This window comes from Azotobacter chroococcum (assembly GCF_004339665.1).
In the GTDB taxonomy this organism is placed as follows: domain Bacteria; phylum Pseudomonadota; class Gammaproteobacteria; order Pseudomonadales; family Pseudomonadaceae; genus Azotobacter; species Azotobacter chroococcum.
This window is the reverse complement of the sequence record NZ_SMMU01000012.1, coordinates 97,490-108,847: the sequence shown is the minus strand read 5'-3', so window position 1 is coordinate 108,847 and position 11,358 is coordinate 97,490. Positions and strand designations below refer to the sequence as shown.

10 protein-coding genes and 1 tRNA gene are annotated in these 11,358 nt (G+C 67.5%); 1 reads left to right on the top strand and 10 read right to left on the bottom strand.

Features of this window, described 5'->3' with window-relative positions:
* Positions 1–244: 244 nt before the first annotated feature.
* Positions 245–826, top strand: a complete 582-nt coding sequence (locus EV691_RS12440) for a hypothetical protein (RefSeq protein WP_131297264.1) — start codon at positions 245–247, stop codon at positions 824–826.
* Positions 827–905: 79 nt separating this feature from the next.
* Here the strand turns inward: EV691_RS12440 and EV691_RS12435 are convergent, their stop codons facing one another.
* From EV691_RS12435 to EV691_RS12390, 10 genes are all read right to left on the bottom strand, one after another.
* Complete coding sequence (locus EV691_RS12435; RefSeq protein ID WP_131297263.1) at positions 906–1,877, bottom strand: glucokinase; 972 nt, start codon at positions 1,875–1,877, stop codon at positions 906–908.
* 298 nt (positions 1,878–2,175) lie between these two features.
* Positions 2,176–3,384: a sugar MFS transporter gene (locus tag EV691_RS12430; RefSeq protein WP_242672474.1), complete on the bottom strand. Its 1,209-nt coding sequence runs from the start codon at positions 3,382–3,384 to the stop codon at positions 2,176–2,178.
* Positions 3,385–4,728: 1,344 nt separating this feature from the next.
* On the bottom strand, positions 4,729–4,989 hold the full coding sequence (locus EV691_RS12425; protein ID WP_131297261.1) for a hypothetical protein: 261 nt from the start codon (positions 4,987–4,989) through the stop codon (positions 4,729–4,731).
* Positions 4,990–5,432: 443 nt separating this feature from the next.
* Complete coding sequence (gene tnpA / locus EV691_RS24265; protein ID WP_377802404.1) at positions 5,433–5,771, bottom strand: IS200/IS605 family transposase; 339 nt, start codon at positions 5,769–5,771, stop codon at positions 5,433–5,435.
* Between the two features lie 330 nt (positions 5,772–6,101).
* Positions 6,102–6,177 (bottom strand) — tRNA-Thr (locus EV691_RS12415).
* A 106-nt stretch (positions 6,178–6,283) separates the two neighbouring features.
* Positions 6,284–6,763, bottom strand: a complete 480-nt coding sequence (gene coaD, locus EV691_RS12410) for a pantetheine-phosphate adenylyltransferase (protein ID WP_039806588.1) — start codon at positions 6,761–6,763, stop codon at positions 6,284–6,286.
* A gap of 69 nt (positions 6,764–6,832) precedes the next feature.
* A complete protein-coding gene (locus EV691_RS12405) occupies positions 6,833–7,822 on the bottom strand; it encodes a hydrolase (protein ID WP_131297260.1) in 990 nt (329 codons plus the stop codon).
* A 50-nt stretch (positions 7,823–7,872) separates the two neighbouring features.
* A complete protein-coding gene (rsmD, locus tag EV691_RS12400; RefSeq protein WP_039806586.1) occupies positions 7,873–8,478 on the bottom strand; it encodes a 16S rRNA (guanine(966)-N(2))-methyltransferase RsmD in 606 nt (201 codons plus the stop codon).
* Entirely contained in the window at positions 8,478–9,965 is a 1,488-nt protein-coding gene (locus EV691_RS12395) for a M16 family metallopeptidase (RefSeq protein ID WP_131297259.1), read from the bottom strand. Before EV691_RS12395 ends, rsmD begins: the two co-directional genes overlap by 1 nt.
* Complete coding sequence (locus EV691_RS12390; protein WP_089169503.1) at positions 9,958–11,304, bottom strand: M16 family metallopeptidase; 1,347 nt, start codon at positions 11,302–11,304, stop codon at positions 9,958–9,960. The genes EV691_RS12395 and EV691_RS12390 overlap by 8 nt, the downstream gene beginning before the upstream one ends.
* Positions 11,305–11,358: the final 54 nt, after the last annotated feature.

Here is an 11,358-nt window from a genome sequence, read left to right as displayed (position 1 = left end):
CTGGAGCAAGGGTTGGGCATTTTTTGCGGGGTATGTGGCGAAATGTCGCCATTGGGGGGGTGGCAAACCCGCCGCGGAAGGCGGAATTCCGCCCGTGCGGCCCGTGCGGCCCGGCCGGCGGGGCGACGGACAGCAGGTGTCGGCACTGGCCGAAAGCGGAACGAGGGACAAGACTGAGACGGAGATGGCCTGCTGACCGTGCGCTCACGCACGGTGCCCTGCAATCCAGGATGGAGTAGTTCCCATGAAAGCCGAACACCTGCGTCTTCTCGTCGAGCTCTCCGACCGGCCGACAGCTACTGTGCGTACCCGGCTGATCGCGATCCGCCGCCTCTGCCGGGTTCTCGCCCAGGAACTGGACGTCATTCGCGCCGAGCGCCGCGCGCTGCGCCGCCAGGCCGGCAGGCTGCGGCCCTTCCTGCCGTTCACCAAGCTCGCCGTGGCCGATCTGGAGCGACAGGCCGCCAGCCACCGCTACGACGCCATGAACGACCTGTGCCAGGCACTGGCGAGCTTCGGGCGCCTGTTGGTGCTGGGGCGCAAGGAGATCGCCGGGGCCCTGGGCTTCGATGGCCTTTGCGACCTGCTGAACGTGAATCCGGTCCAGCGCGTCGCGCTCCGTGGTGAGGGGCCTGTCAGGCTGCTGGAGGTTGTCTTCGTCGAGGCCTTGGAGGACAGCGCCGAGCATCAGGGCGAGTCCTGGAAGGACGGCCCGCTGTTCAACGCCTGCCACTACGCCATCGTGGAGTTCATCCGCGCGAACGCCGCCGATGCGCGCCGTGCGCCCGTGGCGTCGCCGCCGAAGCTGCGCCTGGTGAAACGTTAGGGGAACGCGCCCCGGCGAAGGCCGGGGCGGCAGCGTGCGCAGCCCTCTCCCGGGCGGGGAGAGGGCGGGGGGAAGGGGGTCAGGCGGCGCCGGGCGCGTCGAGCATCTGCTGCAGGGCGACGCCGGCGCCTTCCAGGCCTGGGTATTCGGCGGTCACCAGCCAGACCGGCACGCCCTCGAGGTAGTGGCTCATGCAGCCCTTGCTGCACAGGCTCTTGGCGAAGCCGCTGGACTGGAAGAAGGCCGAGAAGCGCGGAATCACCCCGCCGACGATGTACACCCCGCCGCGCGCGCCGAGGGACAGCACACCGTTGCCGGCGACGCGTCCGAGCCAGATGCAGAACAGGCTCAGCACTTCCTCGGCGACCGGATCGCCGGCCAGGGCGGCGCTGCTGATCTCGGCGGGCGAGCTCAGGTGCGGCACCTGGTTGTCCAGGGCGCAGATCGAGCGGTAGAGCCGGACCAGGCCGCTGCCGCTGAGGATGTCCTCGGCGCGCACGTGGCCGAGTTCGGCGAACAGCTGCTGCCACAGGGCCGCCTCGCGCAGGCTGCCGATCGGCAGGTCGACATGCCCGCCTTCGCCCGGCAGCACCCGCCAGCCCCGCTCGCCGTCGGGCAGCAGGGTGCTGACGCCGAGCCCGGTGCCCGGGCCGATCACCAGTGCCGGACGGTCGGCCTCCGCCTCGCCGGGGCAGATCTGGATGCGCTCGTTTTCACGCAGGCTCGTCATGCCCAGCGCCATGGCGGTGAAGTCGTTGATCAGCAGCAGGTTGTCCAGCTGCAGCGCATTGCGGAAGGCCGTGCGGTTGAGGGTCCAGTGGTTGTTGGTGAAGCGGAAGTCCTCGCCGGACACCGGCCCGGCGCAGCCCAGGCACAGGCTGGAGAGGCTGTCCAGCGGCAGGCCGAGGGCGGACAGGTAATCCTCGATGGCCCGCTCCGGGGTGGCGAATTCGGCGGCGGCCAGCGTGCGCACCGACTCGATCCGACCGTTTTTCCAGAGGGCGAAGCGCGCATTGGTGCCCCCGATGTCACCGACCAGTGCCAGTTTCATTGCAGTTCCTCCGGCAACGTGGAGCACGCCATGTGCATGATGGTCAAAGTCGAGCTGGGGGCTGGGACGTAGGTTTCGACAGTCATGGATCGTGTGCTCTTGTTGCTTTGATGAAGTGGTTGAATGGGCGTGCGAGCAGGAGGCGGTGTCGGTCCGTCATGGCTGCGGCGCGGCGAGGGGCCAAGCCCTCGTCGCGCCGCGCCGGATCCGATCCTTGCCGACGCTCGCCGGGGCGCTGGATTCGCCCCGGCGAGGAAGGTCCGCCGGCCTTCGGATCGCCCTCGGGATCGCCGTCCGTTCAGGCCGTCGCGTGCGGGCGGCGTGCGTACCAGCCGAAGTAGGCGATGCCGGCGTAGCAGATGGCCGGAACGGCCAGGGCCAGGGCCAGGGTCGACAGGTCGGCGGCGAACCCGGTGATCGGCGGGATGATGGCGCCACCGACGATCGCGCAGCAGATCAGCCCCGAGCCTTCCGCCGCCCGCTCGCCGAGCCCTTCGGAGGCCAGGGTGAAGATGGTCGGGAACATGATGGAGTTGAACAGGCCGACGGCCAGCAGCGACCAGCCGGCGAGGGTGCCGGTCGACATCGCGGAGAGGGTCAGCAGCACGATGACGGTGGTGGCGGCGAAGGCCAGCAGCTTGCCGGGCGCGAAGCGGCGCATCAGGGCCGCGCCGATGAAGCGGCCCACCATGGCGCCACCCCAGTAGAAGGCCACATGCTTGCCGGCCTCTTCCGCGGCCATGCCCAGGGTCGTCGGGAGCATCAGGTAGTCGGTGAGCAGGCTGCCGATTGCCACTTCGGCGCCGACGTACAGGAAGATGCAGGCGGCACCGAAGGCGAAGCGCGGCTGCTTCAGCAGGTCGAGGGCGGAAAACGGATTGAGGCGCTCGGGCTTGCGGGTGGACTTCAGCGCGTTGCGCTGCAGCCAGACGATGGCGGCGATGAGGCAGATCACCAGGGCGATGCCGGCATAGGTGTTGCTGATCACGCTGGCCTCATGGGCCAGGAAGGCGGTGAGTTCGGCTCCCGACAGCGTGGCCGGGTCCACTTCGTTCAGCGCGCCGAGGATCAGGATGGCGCCGATGTAGGGGGCCACGGTGGTGCCCAGCGAGTTGAAGCCCTGGCCCAGGGTCAGGCGGCTGTGCGCGGTCGAGCCCGGCCCCAGCAGCGACAGCAGGGGGTTGGCCACGACCTGAACGGTGGTGACGCCCACCGCCAGGATGAACAGGGCGCCCAGGAAGGCCGGAAACAGCGTCGACAGGGTCGCCGGTATGAACAGCAGGCAGCCGGCGGCCATGGTCAGCAGGCCGATAACGGCGGCCTTCATGTAGCCGATCCGGGCGATCAGCAGGCCGGCCGGGATGGAGGCGACGAAGTAGGCGAAGAAGAACGCCGACTGCACCAGCATGGCCTCGGTGTAGCTGAGGCTGAACAGGCTTTTCAGCTTGGGAACCAGTACGTCGTTGAGGCTGGTCAGGCCGCCGAAAATGAAGAACAGGGCAAACACGTACAGGCTCAGTTTCTTCGTTTGGGCTGTTGCCAGGCTGCCCGAGTCAGCTCCGCTAAAGGTTGTTTCTACCGTCGTCATCGTGGATTTCCTCTTGTTGTGATTGTTGCTTTCAAGGAGCCTTCTGCCGGGCGCGCAGAACGCAGCCCAAGCAAGGTTTCGAGCCGGGAACGGCATTCCCGGATCAAATTCGGTACGGCTTCCTGCCGCAGGCCGGACCTGCCGTCTTTGACGCGCCAGGCCCGCCAAAGGGATGTCGCGTCCGGTCATGTCGGGGCGCTTGCCTGCCGCTCGGCGGTGCTTCGGGAAGCCTTGCCGGCAGCCTGGGCTTGCGTCTTTCCGGGGGAGCGAGGTCGGGAGGTCGCCGTCTTGCCGCAACGCCGGGTGAGGGTTGCTTCAGGCGGCGATCGCTCAGTCGGCTTTGGCCACCGATCGCGCGACGCGCGAGCTGGCGCCGCGGGAGGAACGGAAGCGGCGCCTTCGGGAGCCTGCAGTGCTGCGCAGGCAAGGTGCCTGAGGGGGGCGGGGCTGGCCACGGCCGGCGGCCCCTGGGTTGATCAACGTAGCGGTAGATGAGCACATGAGACACCTCGCCTGCGGAGGACAGCGCTATCTTTGCGAGGTCAGACCCATCGCACAACAGAGCGTTGCTGCCATCCTGCTTGTTGTTCTTGTCGATTGCCGCTTTAACGTTATCTCGATTTTGGAGCGGCCCCTCGGGATGGAGCGCTGTCCTAACGCAGGCTCGTATCGCTGAGGTAGCGCTACCTTAGTCTCTGGGATTTCGTTTGGCAAGTGGCTCGATTATTTGAGTCTAGCGCTTGGTAAATCGATTCACCAGTGGGCTTTATTGGCATCCAGCTGGCCTGGTTGTCAGGGGATCAGCCTCGCGGTACTGCTGGCGCAGTCGCTACAGGGAGACTCTTTCGAATGACTCCCCAGCCTCCTGCGGCAAGTCGGCGCTGTCCGTGCGTATCCTCTTGTCCCGGCTTCCGGCTGGGAGGATGGGAATGACCATTCGTCTGGAAGATCGGCGGTGTTTTCAGCGGGGCAGGGCCGAGGCGAATCCCGATCGCTCCATGACCTGCCGCTGCCCGCCTGCCGGGGCGTGCAGTTCAGGTAGCGGAAGTCCGGCAGCGCCGGTTTTCAATACACGTGCAGGTAGTTCGCGGCCCGGCCGCGAACAATCCGCAGGGATGGAGTTCGGAAAGACCGCAACGAAGTCCGGTCAATCCTGAACAGGCGTTGTTGGAAGTGACCTTGTTTCGACGCAGAGCCCGCCAGGCTTGTCCCCAGCTTGGACAAGGCCTGCGCTTGTTCCGGCTGCCAGCCGATCAAGCCGGCCTAACATAAAAAGCGTTCGGTTTCCGGAGGGCTCGTTAATTGACTGTTGGCAGCTTGCTGGGATTCCATTGACTTGTTGTGGGCGATATCCGCCAGCATTTCCAGCAGGGCGCTGGCACGGACCTTCTCGTAGTAGGCTTTGTTTCTGAAAAACTTTACTGAAGGGTTATGGTCATCTTCACTGCACAGCTCGTTGGCCGTGTCGCGATAGACATGTGCCAGTTCAAGGCGCCTATAAGCACAGCGTGCAAATCCATCCATTTCAGAGAACTCCAGAGCTTGATGCCTTATTAGGTTGATCGAGCCTGCTCGACTTTAACAGTTAAGTATCGAAATGACGCCAGCTCTTCCCGTAGACGACTTTGGCGACGAACGGTTGTGTCCCGTTTTCGAACTCAAACCAATACTTGTATCTTTTGTAGGGTAAATATTCGGGTTTGTGAAAATTGGGTAAAGGGCGGGATGCCAAGTGTGAAAGCCTTGTTTGGGATCGATGTTCGTCCCGAAGGTTGCAAACTAACTGCATGGGCGGGCCTGAAATATTCAGGCAGTTCCTTGGCGGTGAAACAGCGTCATGGAGGGCTGGCGTCAAGCTTTCGCTGTCGTGGCGTTCGCCATCGCACGAGTGCGGCAGGTCCGTCGGAAGTTACTGAAATGCGCGGAAAGCCTCGTACTTCTAATGCGGGGGTGAATGGCGCACCTCCCTATAGCGGCCTTGCCTGCTGCTCGATGTATTGCCTGAACACCGCAAGAGGAGCGCCGCCGACGCTGCCGGCAAAATAGCTGGGGCTCCGCAAGGCATTGCTGCGGTATGCCGGTGCGACCAACTCAGGGTGTAGCTGCTTCATTCGGCGGCTGGATGCGCCTTTCACGCTGTTCACCCGCTTCGAGAGAGCCACTTTCGGCGGGTATGTCACCCTCAGGTGAACATGGTCGGCCTCCCCAAAGTTTTGTAGTGATCGCCCGAGAACTCGGGAGATGTTCGGCACGCCGGCTGCTGATGGATGATCGCCTGGAGGGCTGCCCCGGTCTGGGGCACCCATGCCGAGCAGGTAGCCGACCGCCTGCCCGAGTTTCGCGACCCGTACGCGCACGCACGCGAGGGGCCGGGGAATCGCCGCCCCCCCCCCTGGTTGCCGCCATGCCGGTGCCGATCACCGCATCACCACCTGCGGCGAGAACGTCATCCACCATTGGCGGAACAACCCCCCCGAGGCGAAGGAGTGACGACGATCGCCAGCGCCAGCGCCAGCGAACGGGGAAAGCAGGGAGGCTCAATCGCGAAACGGGGAACGAACGGGGAAAATCTGCCTGCTGAGAAGCCAAAAACAACAAAGGCCCGCATCGCTGCGAGCCTAAGTCGTTGATTTAATTGGTGCCGGCACCAGGAATCGAACCCGGGACCTACTGATTACAAGTCAGTTGCTCTACCTGCTGAGCTATACCGGCTAGAAAGGGCGGCCATTATAGCCGTTTGGCTTGCCGAGTAAACGCTTGACTTCGGCTATTCCCGGCCTGGCCAGCAATTTGGCCGCGATGCGCCGGTTGTGGCCGCTCAGGTGCGGAAGCGCTCGCGCAGGGCGGTGGCCACCGCGGGATGCACGAACTGGTCGATGTTGCCGCCCAGCGCGGCGATTTCCCGGACCAGGGTGGAGGAGATGTAGGAGTACTTTTCCGAGGGGGTGAGGAACAGGCTTTCCACTTCCGGGGCCAACTGGCGGTTCATGTTGGCCAGCTGGAATTCGTACTCGAAATCGGACACCGCACGCAGGCCGCGCAGCAGCACGTTGGCCTTCTGGTCCCGGGCGAACTGTGCGAGCAGGCTGGAGAAACCCACCACCTCGACGTTGGGCAGGTGACGGGTGACTTCCCGGACCAGCTCGACGCGTTTCTCGAGGGGAAACAGGGGGTTCTTCTTCGGGCTGGCGGCCACGGCGATGATCACCTGGTCGAACAGCTTGGCGGCGCGCTCGACCAGATCACCATGTCCCTTGGTGATGGGGTCGAAGGTTCCCGGGTAGATTACGCGGTTCATCACGGCGTCCTTGGCGGGTTCATGGAGGCCCGGATGGTAGCTCAGCCGTTCCCCGCGGCCAAGCCGGGCTCAGCGCGGGAGAGCCGCCAGCCAGGCGGGGATGCGCCGCTCCAGGTAGAGGCCGGGGCGGTGCGGCGAGCCTTCGACGAAACCGACATGGCCGCCGCCTGGTTGCAACTCGAACTGGATGCTCGCCGACAGCTCGTGCGGCGGCGGCAGACTGTGGGGGAACACGAAGGGGTCGTCGGCGGCCTGGACGATCAGCGTCGGCACGCGGATGGCGGCGAGGAAGTAGCGGCTGGAGGCGCGCCGGTAGTAGTCGCCGGCATCGAGGAAGCCGTGCAGCGGTGCGGTGATGCGCCCGTCGAACTCCCAGAAGGTGCGCAGGCCCTGCAGCGGGCCGAGGCGTTCCAGGGTGGCGAGATGCTCGGCCTGGCCGAGGCGGGCGAACTGGCGCTGCTTGTCCTCCACGTAGAGGCGCATGGCGCGCATGAAGTGCGCCTGGTAGAGCCGCGAGAAGCCCTGGCCGATGCGGTCGGCGCACTGGTCCAGGCGAAACGGCACCGACACCGCCACGGCCGCCTGCAGGGCGCAGTCGGCGCCGCTTTCGCCGAGGTGCTTGAGCAGCACGTTGCCGCCCAGCGAGTAGCCGACCGCATGCAGCGCAGCGTGCGGGCGCAGCCTGCGCAGGTGGGCGATGGCCGCGGCGAGGTCGTCGCTGGCGCCGGAGTGATAGGCCCGCGGCAGCCGGTTGGGCTCGCCGGAGCAGCCGCGCCAGTTCAGCGCCGCGCTGGCCCAGCCACGCTCCGCCAGGGCCCGCTGCAGGCCGAGCACATAGGGCGAGCGGGAGGAGCCGGTCAGGCCGTGCAGCACCAGCACCAGCGGCGCCCGCGGATTGTTCGGGCCGTGCCAGTCGAGGTCGAGGAAGTCGCCGTCGGCCAGCCAGAGGCGCTCGCGGCGGCGCTCCAGCGGCGGCAGCCGGCGGCACAGCGGTCCCCACAGGGTTTGCAGGTGCGGACCGGGCAGCCACCAGGCGGGGCGAAAGGGTACGTCGTTCATCGGCGGAACCCGCAGGTTCGTCCATGACAGCGCCAAGGCGGCTTGGCGCTTCAGCCGGTCCTCTGCCACAGCGCGTAATACACCTGGCCGGCCTGCTTTTCCCGGTGCAGGCGCCAGTTGTCCGGCAGGCCGAGGGCGGAGGGCGGAGCTTCGCTTTCAGTGTAGATCCAGGCGTCGCGGGCCAGCCAGCCACGCTCCTCGAGCAGCCGGCAGGCAGGCGTCAGCAGGTCCTGGTGGAAGGGCGGGTCGAGGAACACCAGGTCGAAGGGGCTCGGCGACTGGTGCTCCAGGTAGCGCAGGGCATCGCCCTGCAGCAGCTGGCCGTTGCCGCAGCGCAGACTGTCGAGGTGGCGGCGCAGGCTGGCGACGGCCTCGCCGTTGAGGTCCAGCGCCAGCGCCTGGCCGGCGCCGCGCGACAGGGCTTCCAGGTAGAGCGCGCCGCTGCCGGCGAAGGGGTCGAGCACCCGGGCACCTTCGACATGGGGCGCCAGCCAGTTGAACAGGGTCTCGCGGACCCGGTCGGGGGTCGGGCGCAGGCCCGGCGCCTCGGGGAAGGCGAAGCGGCGCGAGCGCCATTCGCCGCCGATGATGCGCAGCAGGCCCTGGCCGCCGTGGGGACGGGCGGCCGGGCGGGAAGAGCGGGCGGGCTGGCGCATCAGTGCTCCGGCGTGACGGCGGGGCGCTCGGCGGGCGCGGTCGGCGGCGGCAGCGGTTTCTGCTCGACGGTCGGCCCGGCGCTGACCACGACGAAGCCGTCCGGATCGATATGCCTGGCCATGGCCGTCTTCACCTGCTCGACGGTGAGCGCCTGGACCTGCTGCAGGAAGACCTCCAGGTGGTTCAGCGGCAGGTTGTAGAAGCCGATGGCGCCGAGCTGGCCGACGATGTCGGCGTTGCTCGCGGTGGACAGCGGGAAGCTGCCGATCAGTTCGCGCTTGGCGTCCTTCAGCTCCTTCGCCGTCGGTCCCTCGGCGATGAACGCGCGGACCAGTTGCTGCACCAGCTCCAGGGTGCCCTGGCTGTAGTCGGCGCGGGTCTGCAGGTTGATCATGAAGGGGCCGCGCACCTGCATCGGGGTGAAGCCGGAGTAGATCCCGTAGGTCAGCCCGCGCTTCTCGCGCACCTCCTCCATCAGCCGGGCGCCGAAGCCGCCGCCGCCGAGGATCTGGTTGCCGAGAAAGAGCGCCGCGTAGTCCGGATCGTCGCGGGCGATGCCGAGCTGGGCGAGCATCAGGTGGGTCTGCTGCGAGGGGTATTCGATGTGCTGCAGGCCCGGCTTAGGCGGCGCCGGGGCGGCCGGCTTGGCCAGCGCCGGACCCGCCGGCAGCGCGGCGGAAATGGCCGCGGCCATGGCTTCGGCCTCGCTGCGGGACAGATCGCCGACTAGCGCGATGACCGCGTTGGCGGCGCTGTAGGCGCGGGCGTGGAAGGCCTGCAGCTGCTCGCGGCCGATCGGCGCGATCGATTCGGTGTCACCGTCGCTCGGGTGGGCGTAGGGATGGCTGCCGAACAGCTGGCGGTTGAGTGCGAGGCTGGCCAGCTTGCCGGGGCTCTGCTTGCGCATCTCGAAGCCGGCCAGCATCTGGTTCTTGATCCGCGCTAGGGCGTCGGCCGGGAAGTCCGGGCGGCCGAGCACCTCGCGGAACAGGGCGAGCGCCGGCTCGCGCTTGGCCGGGTCGCTCAGGCTGCGCAGGCTGGCGACGGCCATGTCGCGGTAGGCGCCGTTGCCGAACTGGGCACCGAGGCCCTCGAAGCCCTCGGCGATGGCGGTCGCGTCCTTGCCGGGCACGCCTTCGTTGAGCATGGCGTTGGTCAGCAGGGCCAGGCCGGGGGTGTCGCCGTCCTGGCTGCTGCCGGCGGCGAAGGTCAGGCGCAGGTCGAACATCGGCAGCTGGCGGGCCTCGACGAAGAGCACCCGGGCGCCCTCGGCAGTGCGCCAGTCCTGGATGTTCAGGGCACGATGGACCGGCGGTTCGCCGTTCAGGTTGGCCAGCGACTCCAGCCGGGCCGGGCCGGTGGGTGCTTCGCCAGCGGGGGCGGACGGACGCGGCGGCAGGTTGGCCAGCCAGGCCAGCAGGCCGAGCAGAAGCAGCAGGATCAGGCCGATCAGGCCGTAACTCAGGCGGGTGCGCTCATCAGTCATGGTGGGCCTCCTCGGGCAAAACGTGCGCGACGGTGAGGCGCGAGCGGGTGAAGTAGCGGCGTGCAGCATCCTGGATGTCCTGCGGGGTGACCGACTCCAGGGCGGCCAGCTCCTCGTCGATCAACTGCCAGGACAGGCCCACGGTTTCCAGCTGGCCGATGGTGGTCGCCTGCCGGGCGATGGAGTCGCGCTCGTAGACCAGGCCGGCGATGACCTGGGCGCGCACGCGCTCCAGTTCCTCGGCGGTTGGCGGGGTTTCCTTGAGTTCGTCGAGCAGGCGCCAGAGGCCGGCCTCGACCTCTTCCAGGCTGCGGCCCTTCTGCACGTTGGGCGTGGCGTTGAGAACGAACAGGCTGTCGCCGCGCACGTGGGCGTCGTAACCGGCGCCGGCGCCGGACACCAGCTCCTCGCCGCGCTCCAGGCGGGCCGGGATGCGCGCGCTGTAGCCGCCGTCGAGCAGGCCGGCGATCAGGCGCAGCGCATGGGCCTCGCGGGGATTTTCGGCGGTCGCCAGGCCGGGCACGTTGAAGCCGTACAAAAGGCTCGGCAACTGCACCTTGAGGTTCAGCCGGAGGCGCCGCTCGCCGGGTTCTGCCGGCTCCAGCGGGCGTTTGGCGACCGGCAGCGGGCGGGCCGGAATGGCGCCGAAATAGCGCTCGGCGAGGCCCTTCACCTCGTCGCCGCTGACGTCGCCGACCACCACCAGGACGGCGTTGTTCGGCACGTACCAGGCCTGGTACCAGGCGCGCAGGTCGTCGACGCTCATCCGGTCGAGGTCGGGCATCCAGCCGATGGTCGGGGTACGGTAGCCGCTGGCCGGGTAGGCCATGGCCTTGAAGCGCTCGTAGGCCTGGGCGCTGGGGCGGTCGTCGGTGCGCAGGCGGCGCTCCTCCTTGACCACCTCGATCTCGCGGTCGAACTCTTCCGGCGGCAGGCGCAGGCTGGCCAGGCGGTCGGCCTCCAGCTCGAGGGCCACCGGCAGGCGGTCGCGGGCCAGCACCTGGTAGTAGGCGGTGTAGTCGTCGCCGGTGAAGGCGTTCTCCTCGGCGCCGAGTTCGCGCAGGATCCGCGAGGACTCGCCGGGACCGAGCTTGCGGCTGCCCTTGAACATCATGTGTTCGAGGACGTGGGAAAGGCCGGTCTGGCCGGGCGTCTCGTAGCTGGAGCCGACCTTGTACCAGAGCTGCGAGACCACCACCGGGGCGCGGTGGTCCTCGCGGACGATGACCTTGAGGCCGTTGTCCAGGGTGTATTCGTGGGTCGGTTGGGGAGCGGCGGCCAGCGCCGTCAGCGGCATGCCGAGCAGCAGGGCGGCGGCATGGCGGGCGATCACGTTCATTGATGTCGGACCTGTGGGGCGGCCCGCGAGCTTAGCCCGGCGGGCAGGGAGGTG

Excerpts from the sequence above, each read along its gene's own strand:
- coaD (WP_039806588.1), bottom strand. The coding sequence starts at position 6,763 with ATGAACCGCGTAATCTACCCGGGAACCTTCGACCCCATCACCAAGGGA.
- EV691_RS12440 (WP_131297264.1), top strand. The coding sequence starts at position 245 with ATGAAAGCCGAACACCTGCGTCTTCTCGTCGAGCTCTCCGACCGGCCG.
- rsmD (WP_039806586.1), bottom strand. The coding sequence starts at position 8,478 with ATGCGCCAGCCCGCCCGCTCTTCCCGCCCGGCCGCCCGTCCCCACGGC.
- EV691_RS12390 (WP_089169503.1), bottom strand. The coding sequence starts at position 11,304 with ATGAACGTGATCGCCCGCCATGCCGCCGCCCTGCTGCTCGGCATGCCG.
- EV691_RS12435 (WP_131297263.1), bottom strand. The coding sequence starts at position 1,877 with ATGAAACTGGCACTGGTCGGTGACATCGGGGGCACCAATGCGCGCTTC.
- EV691_RS12405 (WP_131297260.1), bottom strand. The coding sequence starts at position 7,822 with ATGAACGACGTACCCTTTCGCCCCGCCTGGTGGCTGCCCGGTCCGCAC.
- tnpA (WP_377802404.1), bottom strand. The coding sequence starts at position 5,771 with ATGGGTGCCCCAGACCGGGGCAGCCCTCCAGGCGATCATCCATCAGCA.
- EV691_RS12395 (WP_131297259.1), bottom strand. The coding sequence starts at position 9,965 with ATGACTGATGAGCGCACCCGCCTGAGTTACGGCCTGATCGGCCTGATC.
- EV691_RS12425 (WP_131297261.1), bottom strand. The coding sequence starts at position 4,989 with ATGGATGGATTTGCACGCTGTGCTTATAGGCGCCTTGAACTGGCACAT.